This is a genomic window from Stenotrophomonas sepilia, from assembly GCF_003244875.1.
Lineage (GTDB): Bacteria > Pseudomonadota > Gammaproteobacteria > Xanthomonadales > Xanthomonadaceae > Stenotrophomonas > Stenotrophomonas sepilia.
This window is the reverse complement of the sequence record NZ_LXXZ01000002.1, coordinates 43,544-57,623: the sequence shown is the minus strand read 5'-3', so window position 1 is coordinate 57,623 and position 14,080 is coordinate 43,544. Positions and strand designations below refer to the sequence as shown.

Sequence of the window (14,080 nt, the reverse complement as noted above, 5' to 3'; positions counted from 1 at the left end):
AATGCCCGTATCCCGACTCGATGCCTGTTTCCTGCGTCTGCGCGAACAGCAGCGCAAGGCGCTGATTCCCTTCGTCACCGCCGGTGATCCCTCGCTGGAGGCGACCGTGCCGGTCATGCACGCACTGGTCGAGGCCGGCGCCGACGTGATCGAACTGGGCGTGCCGTTTTCCGACCCGATGGCCGATGGCCCGACCATCCAGCGCAGCTCCGAGCGCGCGCTGGCACGCGGCGCCGGCAGCCGCTACGTCCTGCAGGCCGTGGCGCAGTTCCGCGAACGCGATGCGCAGACCCCCGTGGTGCTGATGGGCTACCTCAACCCGGTGGAGATCCATGGCTACGCGGCCTTCGCCAAGGCCGCCGTCGACGCCGGCGTGGACGGCGTGCTGCTGGTCGACCTGCCGCCGGAAGAAGCGGGCGATGCCCAGCAGGCGTTCGACGCAGCCGGCCTTGCACTGGTCCTGCTGGCGTCGCCGACCACCAGCGAGGCGCGAGCCGACAAGCTGCTGGCGCTGGCCCGTGGCTATCTCTACTACGTCAGCTTTGCCGGTGTCACCGGCGCGTCCGAGCGCCTGGACAGCGATGCCGCCAGTACCCGCCTGCAGGCGTTGCGCGCGCGCGCATCGGTGCCGGTGGTGGCGGGCTTCGGTATCAAGGATGCCGCCAGTGCCGCGGCCATGGCCCGCCAGGCCGATGGCGTGGTGGTCGGAAGCGCGCTGGTGGCGGCGCTGGCGGAAGCGGGCTCGGCGGAAGACGCGGTGCAGCGCGCCCGGGCCTTCCTCGCCCCGCTGCGGCAGGCGCTGGACGCGTAACAGGACTGCCGGCCGCTGGCCGGCGTCCTCCTGATGGCTGGCGTGCAAAGGCTGCCGGCCGGCGGCGGGCACCGTCCAGCACCTAAACGTACGTCCCAGCATGGTTTTTTCCCGCTGCCCCGCGGCTGGCAAGGGGGTGCACGGGCGGGGAAAGCGGAGCTAGACTGTCCGCCTTTGCGGCCCCAGGGCCGCCCTGAACGGAAGTGTCCTCCCGCATGAGTTGGCTCAGCAAGTTGATGCCGTCCGGCATCCGCACCGACAACACCCCCAGCAAGAAGCGCAGTGTCCCCGAGGGCCTGTGGGAAAAGTGCAGCAACTGCGGCAGCGCGTTGTACCGTCCGGAACTGGAAGAGAACCTGGAAGTCTGCCCGAAGTGCGGCCATCACATGGCGATCCGCGCGCGCGCGCGCCTGGCCGCCCTGTTCGACGCCGACAGCACCACCGAGATCGGTGCGCGCCTGGGGCCGACCGACCTGCTCAAGTTCAAGGACCAGAAGAAGTACAGCGAGCGCATCAAGATCGCGCAGAAGAATACCGGCGAGTACGACGCGCTGATCGCCATGCGCGGCCTGCTCAAGGGCCGTGCGCTGGTGGCATCGTCTTTCGACTTCGCCTTCATGGGCGGCTCGATGGGCTCGGTGGTCGGCGAGCGTTTCGCACTGGCCGCAGAAACCGCAGTCGAGATCGGGGCGCCCTACGTGTGCTTCTCGCAGAGCGGTGGCGCCCGCATGCAGGAAGGCCTGTTCTCGCTGATGCAGATGGCCAAGACCTCGGCCGCGCTGGGCAAGCTGCGTGAAGCCGGGCTGCCGTACATCTCGGTGCTGACCCATCCGACCACCGGGGGTGTCTCGGCCTCCTTTGCGATGCTGGGCGACATCAACATCGCCGAACCGCAGGCGCTGATCGGCTTCGCCGGCCCGCGAGTGATCGAGCAGACCGTGCGCGAGAAACTGCCGGAAGGCTTCCAGCGCTCGGAGTTCCTGCTCGAACATGGTGCCATCGACCAGATCTGCGATCGCCGCGAGCTGCGCGACCGCCTGTCCGACCTGCTGGCGATGCTGGGCCGTCAGCCGGCGCCGGAGGTGGCTTGATGGGAGGCCGCAAGTACTTTGGTACTGATGGCATCCGTGGCCGGGTCGGCCAGGGCGTGATCTCGGCCGACTTCGTGCTGCGCCTGGGCAACGCCCTGGGCCGTGTCCTGGTCGCCCAGCGCGGCCAGGACGGGCGCCGGCCGATCGTTGTGATCGGCAAGGACACCCGCATTTCCGGCTACATGTTCGAGGCGGCGCTGGAAGCCGGCCTGGTGGCCGCCGGTGCCGACGTGCAGCTGCTGGGGCCGATGCCGACGCCGGCGGTGGCGTTCCTGACCCGTACGCTGGGCGTGGATGCCGGCATCGTCATCAGTGCCTCGCACAACCCGCACTACGACAACGGCATCAAGTTCTTCTCCGCCCAGGGCGAGAAGCTCGACGATGCCACCGAGCTTGCCCTCGAAGCGGCGCTGGACGTTCCGTTCACCACCGTCGAATCAGAGAAGCTGGGCAAGGCGTCGCGTGGCCGCGAGGCGGTCGGCCGCTACATCGAGTTCTGCAAGGCCAGCGTGCCGCGCGCGTTCGACCTGCGTGGCGTACGCCTGGTGCTGGACTGCGCGCACGGCGCCACCTACCAGATCGCACCGCTGCTGTTCCGCGAGCTGGGTGCCGAGGTGATCGGCATTGGCGCCGAGCCAAACGGCGTCAACATCAACGCCGGCGTGGGCTCCACCCATATCGACAATCTCGCGGCCAAGGTCCGCGAAACCCGCGCCGATCTCGGCATTGCCTTCGACGGCGACGGCGACCGCGTGCTGATGGCCGACGACCAGGGCAACCCGGTCGACGGCGACGACCTGCTTTACATCCTGGCCCGGGCATGGAAAGCCGAAGGCCGCCTGCGCGGCCCGGTGGTCGGCACGCTGATGAGCAACTACGGCGTGGAGAAGGCCTTCGCCGATCTGCAGATTCCGTTCGTGCGCAGCAATGTCGGTGATCGCTATGTGCACCAGGCGCTGATCGAAGGCGGTGGGGTGCTCGGCGGCGAAGCCTCCGGCCACCTGCTGTGCCTGGATCGGGCCACCACCGGTGACGGCATCGTCAGTGCGCTGCAGGTGCTGGTGGCGTTGCGCAACAGCGGGCAGACCCTGCGCCAGGCATTGAAGGGGCTGGTGCGGGTGCCGCAGAAGACGGTCAACGTGCGGCTGGGCAATGTCTCGGCCAAGGCCACCGTGCAGGCCGACAGCGTGCAGGCCGCGCTGGCCGTCGCGCAGCAGTCAGTGGCCGGCCGTGGCCGTGCGTTCCTGCGCCCGTCCGGTACCGAGCCGGTGGTGCGTGTCACGGTCGAGGCCGATGATGCAACGCTGATGCAGGACACGCTGGACCGCCTGTCTGCAGCGGTCCGTGAAGCCGCCGCCTAAGGCAGCTGTGCATTTGTCCAAACAGAAACGCCCCGCAATGCCGGGGCGTTTTTTCGTTCAGGCGGCAAGGCTGCGCGAGGCTCACGGCCCCGGCACCATCTTCTTCTGCCGCGCCTTGAAGCCATTGAACAGCGGCGCGATCAGGGGGGTGTAGCTCTGGGCGATGCGCTTGCGCAACCAGCTCGCCGGGCGGTTGCGGATCGCGAAGCGGTAGATGCGTTCCGGATCGCCGCCGACCACGTTACGGCCGAACGGGTGGGTGGTGTGCAGGTAGCGGAAGCCGTGCTCGCGTGCCACCTCGATGTGGTCCTGGTCGAAATCGCCGTAAGGCCAGCACAGCGTATCGGACACCTCGCCGAGCTTGTCCCGCAGGACTTCGCGCGAGACTGCCAGGTCGTGGCTCAGGCCCGCACGGCGCTGTGCGCGGTCCAGGTCGTCGCGGCGCAGCCAGCGGGTGTGGGTATGGGTGTGGCAATGCACTTCGAAGGTGCCGGCGGCGATGGCCGCGCGCGCTTCGCTCCAGCGCATCATCACGTCGTCGCTGCGGTTCTGCTCGTAGATCGCCGCTTCGCAACCGCGGTGGTCCGGCGTGGCAGGCAGCACTGCCCCGGCAAGCCCCGCGTGGGGCCGCTCCGGGCCTTCACCCATCCAGCCGGTGACCACGAACACCACTGCGTGCATGCCGTACTTCTGCAGGATCGGGTGCGCATACACCCAGTTGTCCAGGTAGCCATCGTCGAAGGTGATCACGATCGACTTGCGCGGCACCGGCTTGCCGGCCAGGAAGCCGGCGTACTGGTCCAGTGTCAGCGAAGTCCAGCCGTTGCCGGCCAACCAGGCGATCTGGCTTTCGAAATTTTCCGGTGACACGGTGATCATGCCCGGCGACGGACTGACGTGGTGGTGCATGAGCACCGGTACGGTTCGGGCATCAGCCATGTCCCAGCTCCTTCAGCCACTGGCGGTAGTAGTGTTCGGTGGTCTCACCGTGGCCATCGGGGGTGAACCGGTGCGCGCTGTGCATCCAGTCCCACCCGGCGCGGCCCATCTGCCGCCGCCGTTCCGGATCTTCCACCAGCAGGCGCAGTGCGCCTGTCAGGGCTGCATTGTCGCCCAATCGGGTGAGGATCGCATTGCTGCCCTCGACCACCATCTCCGGCACGCCACCTACGCGCGTGGCCACGATCGGTACCCCGACATAGGCAGCCTCCAGCAACACGGTACCGGCCGCTTCCTTGTGCGAAGCCAGCGCGAAGATGTCGAAGCCGGCCATCAGCCGGCACGCGCCGTCACGATAGCCGAGCAGGTGGACCTGTTGCTGCAGCCCATGCTCGTCGCGCAGCGCCTGCAGCCGATCCATGACCGGCTGGCCATCGCCGATCACCACCAGGTGCAGGTTCGGATGCGTCCTGCACAGCGGCACCATCGCCTGCAGGAGGTCGGCATGGCCCTTGGGTCCGCGCAGCACCGCCACGCAACCGACCACGATGTCCTGCTCGCCGAAACCGAGCTCGGCGCGCACCTCCGCGCGCACCTCCTGCAGGCATTGCCAGGGATCGGCCTTGCGGATCTCGCTCCAGCGCGGCGGGACTGCAATTGGCGGCACGATACCGATGTGCTCGGCCGGAATGCCGCGCTCCGTCAGCAGCTGCTTGACGAAGCTGCTGACGGTCATCACCCGGTGCGGCAGGCCGGTATAGGTCAGCAGCGAGTTGACCGGGCTCATCAGGTGGCGCGAGCGTATTACCAGCGGTGTGCCGCCCAGGCGTGCACCGGCGGCGGCGATCAGCGCGTCACGGCGGCTGGTGGTGTTGACCACGTCGTAGCGCTCGCGACGCACCAGGCGCGAGACCGACCAGATGCCGCGCAGCAGGCGCAGCAGGCCCCCCATGCGCAGGGTGTGTACGGTGAAACCGTCGTCGCGTGCCAGCTTGGCCAGTCGCGCTTCGGGCTGGCACAGCAGCGCCACCTCATGGCCACGCGCGCGCATCACCTGCATGTGGCGGAAGATGTAGATCTCCTGTCCGCCCATTCCCTTGGCGGCTTCGGTGTGCAGGATGCGCAGCGGACGGTTCATGCGGGATCGATCCTTGAAGGTCAACGATTGCGGAAGCGGGTCAACGCTTCCCATGCAGTGCGTACGGCAGCCGCATCAGGGGCCTGCTGGGGCAGCGGGAGGTAGTGCCGGTCCAGCGCTGTGGCGTTGCCGAACTTGTCGAACACGTAGATCGCGTCGCCATGGCGTATCGCGCGCTGCGACCAGCTTTCGACCACCAGGGCACGCGGGCCCTGCGGTTCGGCCAGCAGGTCCTGGCCGGTGCTGTAATCGCTCAGCGCGTTCTCGCAGCCCAGCGCATGGCGCATCAGTGTCGGTACCCAGTCTTCGTGCGAGCTGGTGCGGGCGTCGCGGCCAGCGGCCCTGCCTGGCCAATGCAGCACGAACGGGACCTGCAGCTGGTAGTCGGAGAAGTTGCCGTTGTGGCCCCAATAGTTCAGCTTGAGGTCGTTGAACTCTTCGGCATGGTCGCCGGTGACCAGCACGATGGTGTCCTCGGCCAGGCCCTGTGCGCGCAGGTCGTCCAGCAGCGAGCCGATCAGGCTGTCTGCGTAGTGCACGGCGGTGCGGTAGCGGTTGAGTTCCGGCGTCGGGTCATGCTCCGGGCCGAATTTGAGGAAGTCGATGTCCGCAGCCATCGGCGTCGCCACGGGCGGGTAACCATCGGGCATGTGGTACGGCGCGTGGGTGGAGTCGAGGAACACGAAGCCAAACCACGGGCGCTGCGCCGCCTGGCTGGCGCGGATGTCCTGCTGCAGTGCACTGATGATCGCGCGGTCGCGGCCGTCGGACTTCAGTGCCGATGGCCCCTGGTGCAGCTGGTCGCGCACATCGGCGAATGCCGTGCGATCGAATTCCGGGCTGTACAACGGCGCACTGCCGTACAGGTGCAGGTCGTAGCCCTGCTGGCCCAGCACCTGGAACAGCTGCGAGCCGCGCTGCTCGTCGAGCATGCTTGGCCAGTAACCACCGGGCAGGCCGTACAGCAGCCCGAACAGGCCGTAGCGGGTGGCATTGCCGGTGCTGAAGTGCTGGTCGAACACGCGCGCGTCCTGCGCCAGCGCCGACGTGTTGGGCATCAGCTGCGGTGTCAGCACGTCCTGGCGCAGCGATTCCAGCACCACCATCAGCACATTGGGACGATGCGGGTTCTGGCACCGCAGCGGGTGCAGTGGGTACTGCAGCTGCGCATGGCGCGGGTCGGGCAGGCCGGCCTGCTGCTGGCTGACCACGCCCAGGCGCCGCATGAAGCTCTTGGCGGTGATCGGTTGCGCCCACGGCAGGTAGTTCCACTGCGCGATCACATCGCGGTCGCCGCGGGCGTCGTAGTAGGCGGTGGCCACCTGGCCGCCGGCCATCAGAAGCGCGACCGCTGCCCACGCCTGCAGCACCCGTCGCCGGCGCGGCACTGCCGGCAGCAGCTTCCAGCACGCCCAGGCCAGCAGGCCTTCGGCGGCGAAGACCGCGGCGACCAGCAGCGCGACCTGCAGCCAGGTCTTCCAGGACAGGGCGACCTGGTCCTGCAGGGCGCCGCCGAACACCATGTTCACGACCATGGCGTTGAGGTGGAAGCGGTACAGGGTGAACACCTTGGCGTCGACCAGCAGCAGGCACAGCCACAGGCCCTGCAGGAGAACGGCGCTGATGCTCAGCGTACGGGCAGTGCGTGGCCACAGCCCCAGCAGCAACGGCAGCAGGCCGGCCAGCGCGCCGAACGCGAGCAGGTGGCCGGGCAGGGCGATCGCGAGGTAGGCCAGGCCCGCGCTGCCGCCTGGATTGTCCCGCAGCGGCACGTTGCCCAGTGCGATCGCCGCAGCCAGGACCGCATTGCCGGCGACGAACAGCGACCACCAGGCCAGCCGGCGCCAACGCCGGGTGAAGCCTTCAAGGGCGAGTGCGGCAGGGGCGGCTGCAGACATGGCGAAGCGGATTCAGGGAGCGGGGAAAAGGTCGGGCCCCACGTGACGGAAGCGTTAATCCGCGCGCGGGTCGCGCATTGTATCGGTTTGTTTCTTCGTATCGAGTGGCGTCCCCCGGGCGATCTGTCACAATGTTCAGGCGGGCCATGAATGCGCTGGCCCCCCAGACCCAATGACAAGCCAGGAACCGCTGTGAGCCAGATCCCCACCCTCGACATCACCCGTTTCGACAGCGACCGCGAGGCCTTCGTGGCCGAGCTGGGCGCGGCCTATCGCCAATGGGGATTCGCGGGCATCCGCAACCACGGCATCCCGCAGGCCGACATCGACGCGGCCTACGATGCCTTCAAGGCCTTCTTCGCCCTGCCGGAAGAGGTCAAGCGCAAGTACCACGTGCCTGGCAGCGGCGGGGCCCGCGGCTATACCCCCTTCGGCGTGGAGACCGCCAAGGGCTCCAAGCACTTCGACCTGAAGGAGTTCTGGCACATCGGCCGCGAGATCGCCGACGACTCCAAGTACCGTGACGTGATGGCGCCGAACCTGTGGCCGACCGAAGTAGAGGGCTTCCGCGAGCGGGGGTACGGCCTGTACCAGGCGCTGGACAACCTGGGGTCGCGCGTGCTGTCGGCGCTCGCCCTGCACATCGGCCTGCCGGAGAATTTCTTCGCCGACAAGACCAACTTCGGCAATTCGATCCTGCGCCCGATCCACTACCCGCCGATCACCACCGACGACATCCCGAACGTTCGTGCCGGTGCTCATGGCGACATCAACTTCATCACCTTGCTGGTGGGTGCCAGTGCCGCGGGCCTGGAAGTGCAGTCGCACGACGGCGAGTGGGTGCCGTTCACCTCGGACGCGGACACCATCGTGGTCAACATCGGCGACATGCTGCAGCGCCTGACCAACCATGTGTATCCGTCGACCATCCACCGCGTGGTCAATCCTCCGGGCGAGCTGGCGCGCCAGCCGCGCTACTCGGTGCCGTTCTTCCTGCACCCGAACCCGGACTTCCTGATCGACGTGCTGCCCTCGTGCATCACCCCGGAGAACCCGAGCCGGTACCCGGAGCCGATCACCGCCCACGGCTTCCTCGAGGAGCGCCTGCGCGAGATCAAGCTGAAGTAAAGAGAAGTGAGGCCGCCGAAAGGCGGCCTTGTTTTTTGCAGGGTCGCACCCTGCGCCCGCAGTAGTGCCGGCCGCTGGCCAGCAAGCCCAAAGCCAAAGCGGCTCTGGATTCGTGCCGGTTGAGCGGGGCGGCGTGGGTTGGCAGGACACGCCGTGAACCCGTCCATGGGAGCTCGATGGCGCCATCCATGGCGCCAACGGTCCTGCCAACCCACACCGCCCCACCCCCGACAGTTTCCCGGTGACGGTGGGTAAATCCCGATTCTCGGTAGGTGTCGACCTTGGTCGACACGGTAGATCCACGCCATGCGTGGATGAGATCTGTCAGATCGAAGTGGGGCAGGGCACCCGGAATGCCGCTTTTGCTCTTGCTCTTCTTTTTTCTTTCCGTGGCGGGCGGAACCGTCGGAATGTGTCAGAGGCCGGGCGGGCGGGGATGACGGGGGTGTTCGCGGCAACCATGCCGCGGCCAAGCCCCAGATCCAGCCGGGCTCTCCGCGACCAACCCGACCCCCGCCACGAGGGGCTGCGCCGTTGGCTGAAAACCCATGTAACCGCTTACACAGAAACGGATTTTTGCCGTAGCGGGTATCATGACCGGCTGACTTCACACAGGAGCCACCCGCTCATGCGCCGCAAGATCGTCGCCGGAAACTGGAAGCTGCACGGCAGCCGTCAATTCGCCAATGAACTGCTGGAGCAGGTGGCCGCCGGGCTGCCACTGGAGGGCGTGGACGTGGTGATCCTGCCGCCGCTGCCGTACCTGGGCGAGCTGGTCGAGGACTTCGGCGCGACCGGCCTGGCCTTTGGTGCACAGGACGTCAGCAGCAACGAGAAGGGCGCCTACACCGGCGAGGTCTGCGCAGCCATGCTGGTTGAGGTCGGGGCCCGCTATGGTCTGGTCGGCCACTCCGAGCGCCGCCAGTACCACCATGAAAGCAGCGAGCTGGTCGCGCGCAAGTTCGCCGCCGCCCAGCATGCTGGCCTGGTCCCGGTGCTGTGCGTGGGCGAGACCCTGGAACAGCGGGAGGCCGGGCAGACCGAAACGGTCATCGCCAGCCAGCTGGCGCCGGTACTGGAACTGGCCGGTGCGGCCGGTTTCGCCAGCGCCGTGGTCGCCTACGAGCCGGTCTGGGCCATCGGCACCGGCCGTACCGCCAGCAAGGAGCAGGCGCAGCAGGTGCACGCGTTCATCCGTGGCGAAGTCGCGCGTATCGATGCTAGAATCGCCGATTCACTGCCCATTGTTTACGGCGGTAGCGTGAAGCCCGACAATGCCGGGGAACTGTTCGCGCAGCCGGATGTCGATGGTGGGCTGGTCGGCGGCGCCTCCCTGGTGGCCGCGGACTTCCTGGCCATCGCACGGGCGGCGGCCGCGAACTAATCCTAGAAGTATTGTCCGAGGGCGGTTTCCAATGCTGATGTTGATCCTCAATGTCGTCTACGTGCTGGTCGCTGTGGCCATGATCGCGCTGATCCTGATGCAGCGTGGCTCGGGTGCGGCGGCAGGTTCGGGCTTTGGTGCCGGTGCCTCGGGCACGGTGTTCGGTGCGCGTGGCGCCTCGAACTTCCTGTCCAAGTCGACCAAGTGGCTGGCTGTCGTGTTCTTTGGCATCAGCCTCTTCATGGCCTGGTATGCCGGTCACGGCACCCGTCCGGCGGCCGACCAGGATCTGGGTCTGATGTCCGCCCCGGCAGCGACCGCTCCGGCGGCGCCGACGGGCGAGCTGCCGGCCGTCCCGAAGGCCGATGCGGTCCCGGCAGCCCCGGTTCCGGCCGCCAATGTGCCGGCTCAGGCGGAATCTTCGGTTTCTGGTGAAGAAAAGCCTTCGGAAGGCTCCCAGAAAGACTGAAGCCGGTTACAATACGCGGCGCATCGGAAAGATAGTCTGATGTGATCGTTTGCCCAGGTGGCGGAATTGGTAGACGCACTACCTTGAGGTGGTAGCGACGCAAGTCGTAGGGGTTCGAGTCCCCTCTTGGGCACCATTTGTAAGTAAAGCGGGTTCGTCTGGCGCGCAAGGCGCCAGGCAGGTTCCCGTCCACTCCCCCATGCCAAAGCGCCTGCAGGCGCAGCGGCAGAGGCAAGAGAGAATCGCTGTGCTGGCCGAATATTTGCCGTCTCTGCTGTTTCTGATCGTTGCCACCGGTATCGGCGTTACGCTGATGCTGGTTGGTCGATTCCTCGGTCCCCGCCGCCCCGATCTGGAAAAGCTGTCGCCGTATGAGTGCGGCTTCGAAGCCTTCGAAGACGCGCGCATGAAGTTCGACGTGCGCTACTACCTGATCGCGATCCAGTTCATCGTCTTCGACCTGGAAATCATCTTTATCGTGCCGTGGACCCAGGTCTTCATGGAACTGGGCGCCCGTTCGCTGGTCACCATGGGCCTGTTCGTCGGCATGCTGTTCCTCGGTTTCATTTACGTCTGGAAGAAGGGAGCGCTGGAATGGGAGTGATTCAGACTCTCGATGGCCTCATGAACAATCCGTCGCCGGAAGGCCGGGTTGATGACATCCTGCGGCCGGAAGGCGACAACCCGCTGCTGGAAAAGGGCTTCGTCACCACCAGCGTCGACGCACTGCTGAACTGGGCGCGCACCGGCTCGATGTGGCCGATGACCTTCGGCCTGGCCTGCTGCGCCGTCGAGATGATGCACGCCGGCGCCGCGCGCCTGGACCTGGATCGCTACGGCGTGGTGTTCCGCCCGTCGCCGCGTCAGTCCGACGTGATGATCGTGGCCGGTACCCTGGTCAACAAGATGGCCCCGGCGCTGCGCAAGGTCTACGACCAGATGCCGGACCCGAAGTGGGTCATCTCGATGGGTAGCTGCGCCAACGGTGGCGGCTACTACCACTACTCCTATTCTGTGGTGCGCGGCTGTGATCGCGTGGTGCCGGTGGACGTCTACGTCCCGGGCTGCCCGCCGACCGCCGAGGCGCTGGTGTACGGGATCCTGCAGCTGCAGAAGAAGATCTGGCGTACACAGACCATCGCCCGCTGACCCCTTCACCTGACTAGAGCGCGCCAAGCCCCCATGGCAGAGCAAGCATCCTTCATCGACCGACTCTCCGCACGTTTCGCTGGTGCGAAGGTCATCGTGGTCGAACCCCGCGGCGAAGTGACGCTGGAAGTGCCTGCCGCCGAGTGGCACGCCACCGCCCTGGCGCTGCGTGACGAGTTTGGTTTCGAGCAGGCCGTGGATCTGTGCGGCGTCGACTACCTCGGTTATGGCTCCGACGAATGGGACACCGCCGATGTGTCCTCGCAGGGCTTCAGCCGAGGCGTCGAAGGCAAGGCCCAGGGCCGCTTCGCGTGGGGCGAGTTCCCCACCGAGGAAAACGGTGCCGACGGTGCCCGCCCGCAGCACATGCCGACCCAGCGCTTCGCCGTGGTCGCGCAGCTGCGTTCCTACCAGCACAACCTGATGATGCACCTGCGCTGCTTCGCTCCTGACGAAGCGCTGCCGGTGGTGTCCTCGCTGACCAGTATCTGGCCGGGCCTGAACTGGTTCGAGCGCGAGGCGTTCGACCTGTACGGCGTGATCTTCGAAGGCCACCCGGACCTGCGCCGGATCCTGACCGACTACGGTTTCGTCGGCCATCCGTTCCGCAAGGACTTCCCGCTGATCGGCAATGTCGAAGTCCGCTACGACGAAGAGAAGAAGCGCGTGATCTACGAACCGGTCACCTCGGTGGAGCCGCGTGTCGGCGTGCCGCGCGTGATCCGCGACGACGCCCGTCTGCAGACCGCAGAAGGTGAGCGCGCGCAGGAGGCAGTGAAGTGAGCCACGTACACCAGGCCGGCGAAGCATTCGCCAGCAACGCCGCCGAGAGCCGGCAGGAAATCCGCAACTACACCATGAACTTCGGCCCGCAGCATCCGGCCGCTCACGGTGTGCTGCGCCTGATCCTGGAAATGGACGGTGAAACCATCATGCGCGCCGACCCGCACGTGGGTCTGCTGCACCGTGGTACCGAAAAGCTGGCCGAGTCCAAGCCGTTCAACCAGTCGATCGGCTACATGGATCGACTGGACTACGTGTCGATGATGTGCAACGAGCACGCCTACGTACGCGCGATCGAGACCCTGATGGGCATCGAGGCGCCGGAGCGTGCCCAGTACATCCGCACCATGTACGATGAAATCACCCGCATCCTCAACCACCTGATGTGGCTGGGCTCCAACGCGCTCGACCTGGGCGCGATGGCGGTGATGCTGTACGCCTTCCGCGAACGCGAAGAGCTGATGGACTGCTACGAAGCGGTTTCCGGCGCGCGCATGCACGCGGCGTACTACCGTCCGGGCGGTGTCTACCGCGACCTGCCGGACCACATGCCGAAGTACAAGGAATCGCGCTGGCACAAGGGCAAGGCGCTGAAGCAGCTCAATGCTTCGCGCGAGGGTTCGCTGCTGGACTTCCTGGAGAACTTCACCGTCGAGTTCCCCAAGCGCATCGACGAATACGAAACCCTGCTGACCGACAACCGCATCTGGAAGCAGCGTACCGTCGGCATCGGCGTGGTCACTCCCGAACTGGCCCACCAGTGGGGCATGACCGGCGTGATGCTGCGCGGTTCGGGCATTGCCTGGGACCTGCGCAAGAAGCGTCCGTACGCCAAGTACGATGCCGTCGATTTCGACATCCCGCTGGGCAAGGAAGGCGACTGCTACGACCGCTATCTGGTCCGCGTTGCCGAAATGCGCGAATCCAACCGCATCATCAAGCAGTGCGTGGCGTGGCTGAAGGCCAACCCGGGCCCGGTGATGGTGAAGAACTTCAAGGTCGCTCCGCCCAGGCGCGAGGACATGAAGGACGACATGGAAGCGCTGATCCACCACTTCAAGCTGTTCAGCGAAGGCTACTGCGTGCCGGCCGGCGAGACCTACTCGGCGGTGGAAGCCCCGAAGGGCGAATTCGGCTGCTACCTGGTCTCCGATGGCGCCAACAAGCCGTTCCGCGTGCACCTGCGTGCGCCGGGCTTCGCCCACCTGTCCTCGATCGATTCGGTCGTGCGCGGCCACATGCTGGCTGACGTGGTGGCGATGATCGGCACCTACGACCTGGTGTTCGGCGAGGTTGACCGGTAATGCCGTCCGCCACGCCAACGCCCGCTGCAGGCAGCCGGCGCAAGCCGGCGCCGCAGTTTCTGGAATTTCACGTTATGCATTTCGCTGAGGTCGGCCGATGAAGGCGACAGGTAATTTCGAGGCGGCGCGCGACGTCGACCCGATGGTGGTGCTGAGCGACAAGACCCGCGCTCACATCGATCACTGGCTGTCCAAGTTCCCGCCGGACCGCAAGCGCTCTGCCGTGCTGCAGGGCCTGCATGCGGCCCAGGAGCAGAACCAGGGCTGGCTGACCGACGAACTGATCGCCGGCGTGGCCAAGTACCTGGACCTGCCACCGGTGTGGGCCTACGAGGTCGCCAGCTTCTACTCGATGTTCGAGACCGAGAAGGTGGGCCGCAACAACGTGGCCATCTGCACCAACATCAGCTGCTGGCTCAATGGCGCCGAGGACATCGTGCGCCATTGCGAGAAGAAGCTGGGCATCAAGCACGGTGAATCGACCCCTGACGGCCGCGTCTACCTCAAGCGCGAGGAAGAGTGCCTGGCCGGCTGCGGTGGCGCGCCGATGATGGTCATCAACGGTCACTACCATGAGCGTCTGACCCTGGAAAAGGTCGACGAGCTGCTGGACGGGCTGGAGTAA

14 protein-coding genes and 1 tRNA gene are annotated in these 14,080 nt (G+C 66.5%); 12 read left to right on the top strand and 3 right to left on the bottom strand.

Features of this window, described 5'->3' with window-relative positions; all coding sequences use genetic code 11:
* Nucleotide 1: 1 nt before the first annotated feature.
* The 3 genes from trpA (at nucleotide 2) to glmM (ending at nucleotide 3,263) form a co-directional block, all read left to right on the top strand.
* A complete protein-coding gene (gene trpA, locus A7X97_RS00345) occupies nucleotides 2–811 on the top strand; it encodes a tryptophan synthase subunit alpha (RefSeq protein WP_005417949.1) in 810 nt (269 codons plus the stop codon).
* Nucleotides 812–1,026: 215 nt separating this feature from the next.
* Nucleotides 1,027–1,902 carry an acetyl-CoA carboxylase, carboxyltransferase subunit beta gene (gene accD, locus A7X97_RS00340; protein WP_005417947.1) on the top strand — a complete coding sequence of 292 codons (876 nt, stop codon included), beginning with the start codon at nucleotides 1,027–1,029 and terminating at the stop codon, nucleotides 1,900–1,902.
* The gene (gene glmM / locus A7X97_RS00335; protein WP_072168494.1) at nucleotides 1,902–3,263 is read left to right on the top strand and encodes a phosphoglucosamine mutase; all 1,362 of its coding nucleotides are present in this window, start codon (nucleotides 1,902–1,904) and stop codon (nucleotides 3,261–3,263) included. Before accD ends, glmM begins: the two co-directional genes overlap by 1 nt.
* 81 nt (nucleotides 3,264–3,344) lie before the next feature.
* Here glmM and A7X97_RS00330 read toward each other — a convergent pair whose 3' ends face one another.
* The 3 genes from A7X97_RS00330 to A7X97_RS00320 are packed head-to-tail and all read right to left on the bottom strand — an operon-like array spanning nucleotide 3,345 to nucleotide 7,238.
* On the bottom strand, nucleotides 3,345–4,202 hold the full coding sequence (locus A7X97_RS00330) for a polysaccharide deacetylase family protein (RefSeq protein WP_061480014.1): 858 nt from the start codon (nucleotides 4,200–4,202) through the stop codon (nucleotides 3,345–3,347).
* Entirely contained in the window at nucleotides 4,195–5,340 is a 1,146-nt protein-coding gene (locus A7X97_RS00325; protein ID WP_088497825.1) for a glycosyltransferase family 4 protein, read from the bottom strand. The genes A7X97_RS00330 and A7X97_RS00325 overlap by 8 nt, the downstream gene beginning before the upstream one ends.
* A 20-nt stretch (nucleotides 5,341–5,360) precedes the next feature.
* Nucleotides 5,361–7,238, bottom strand: coding sequence for a DUF3413 domain-containing protein (locus A7X97_RS00320; protein ID WP_072168492.1), 1,878 nt, complete (start codon nucleotides 7,236–7,238; stop codon nucleotides 5,361–5,363).
* 150 nt (nucleotides 7,239–7,388) lie between these two features.
* On the opposite strand from A7X97_RS00320, the gene A7X97_RS00315 reads away from it, so the two are divergent.
* The 9 genes from A7X97_RS00315 (at nucleotide 7,389) to nuoE (ending at nucleotide 14,080) form a co-directional block, all read left to right on the top strand.
* Nucleotides 7,389–8,366, top strand: coding sequence for an isopenicillin N synthase family dioxygenase (locus A7X97_RS00315; RefSeq protein WP_049414703.1), 978 nt, complete (start codon nucleotides 7,389–7,391; stop codon nucleotides 8,364–8,366).
* Between the two features lie 628 nt (nucleotides 8,367–8,994).
* Complete coding sequence (tpiA, locus tag A7X97_RS00310; RefSeq protein ID WP_072168490.1) at nucleotides 8,995–9,750, top strand: triose-phosphate isomerase; 756 nt, start codon at nucleotides 8,995–8,997, stop codon at nucleotides 9,748–9,750.
* Between the two features lie 31 nt (nucleotides 9,751–9,781).
* The gene (secG, locus tag A7X97_RS00305) at nucleotides 9,782–10,219 is read left to right on the top strand and encodes a preprotein translocase subunit SecG (protein WP_111007444.1); all 438 of its coding nucleotides are present in this window, start codon (nucleotides 9,782–9,784) and stop codon (nucleotides 10,217–10,219) included.
* A gap of 51 nt (nucleotides 10,220–10,270) precedes the next feature.
* Nucleotides 10,271–10,355: transfer RNA gene (locus A7X97_RS00300), tRNA-Leu, on the top strand.
* A 111-nt stretch (nucleotides 10,356–10,466) separates the two neighbouring features.
* Nucleotides 10,467–10,823, top strand: coding sequence for an NADH-quinone oxidoreductase subunit A (locus tag A7X97_RS00295; protein ID WP_005417937.1), 357 nt, complete (start codon nucleotides 10,467–10,469; stop codon nucleotides 10,821–10,823).
* Nucleotides 10,814–11,368, top strand: a complete 555-nt coding sequence (locus tag A7X97_RS00290) for a NuoB/complex I 20 kDa subunit family protein (protein WP_005417936.1) — start codon at nucleotides 10,814–10,816, stop codon at nucleotides 11,366–11,368. The genes A7X97_RS00295 and A7X97_RS00290 overlap by 10 nt, the downstream gene beginning before the upstream one ends.
* 33 nt (nucleotides 11,369–11,401) lie before the next feature.
* Nucleotides 11,402–12,151: an NADH-quinone oxidoreductase subunit C gene (locus A7X97_RS00285; RefSeq protein ID WP_010486428.1), complete on the top strand. Its 750-nt coding sequence runs from the start codon at nucleotides 11,402–11,404 to the stop codon at nucleotides 12,149–12,151.
* Entirely contained in the window at nucleotides 12,148–13,455 is a 1,308-nt protein-coding gene (locus A7X97_RS00280; protein WP_005417935.1) for an NADH-quinone oxidoreductase subunit D, read from the top strand. The genes A7X97_RS00285 and A7X97_RS00280 overlap by 4 nt, the downstream gene beginning before the upstream one ends.
* A gap of 97 nt (nucleotides 13,456–13,552) precedes the next feature.
* Complete coding sequence (gene nuoE / locus A7X97_RS00275; protein ID WP_005410460.1) at nucleotides 13,553–14,080, top strand: NADH-quinone oxidoreductase subunit NuoE; 528 nt, start codon at nucleotides 13,553–13,555, stop codon at nucleotides 14,078–14,080.

Coding starts and splice junctions, on each gene's coding strand:
- trpA (WP_005417949.1), top strand. CDS start 2: ATGCCCGTATCCCGACTCGATGCCTGTTTCCTGCGTCTGCGCGAACAG.
- accD (WP_005417947.1), top strand. CDS start 1,027: ATGAGTTGGCTCAGCAAGTTGATGCCGTCCGGCATCCGCACCGACAAC.
- glmM (WP_072168494.1), top strand. CDS start 1,902: ATGGGAGGCCGCAAGTACTTTGGTACTGATGGCATCCGTGGCCGGGTC.
- A7X97_RS00330 (WP_061480014.1), bottom strand. CDS start 4,202: ATGGCTGATGCCCGAACCGTACCGGTGCTCATGCACCACCACGTCAGT.
- A7X97_RS00325 (WP_088497825.1), bottom strand. CDS start 5,340: ATGAACCGTCCGCTGCGCATCCTGCACACCGAAGCCGCCAAGGGAATG.
- A7X97_RS00320 (WP_072168492.1), bottom strand. CDS start 7,238: ATGTCTGCAGCCGCCCCTGCCGCACTCGCCCTTGAAGGCTTCACCCGG.
- A7X97_RS00315 (WP_049414703.1), top strand. CDS start 7,389: ATGCGCTGGCCCCCCAGACCCAATGACAAGCCAGGAACCGCTGTGAGC.
- tpiA (WP_072168490.1), top strand. CDS start 8,995: ATGCGCCGCAAGATCGTCGCCGGAAACTGGAAGCTGCACGGCAGCCGT.
- secG (WP_111007444.1), top strand. CDS start 9,782: ATGCTGATGTTGATCCTCAATGTCGTCTACGTGCTGGTCGCTGTGGCC.
- A7X97_RS00290 (WP_005417936.1), top strand. CDS start 10,814: ATGGGAGTGATTCAGACTCTCGATGGCCTCATGAACAATCCGTCGCCG.
- A7X97_RS00285 (WP_010486428.1), top strand. CDS start 11,402: ATGGCAGAGCAAGCATCCTTCATCGACCGACTCTCCGCACGTTTCGCT.
- nuoE (WP_005410460.1), top strand. CDS start 13,553: ATGAAGGCGACAGGTAATTTCGAGGCGGCGCGCGACGTCGACCCGATG.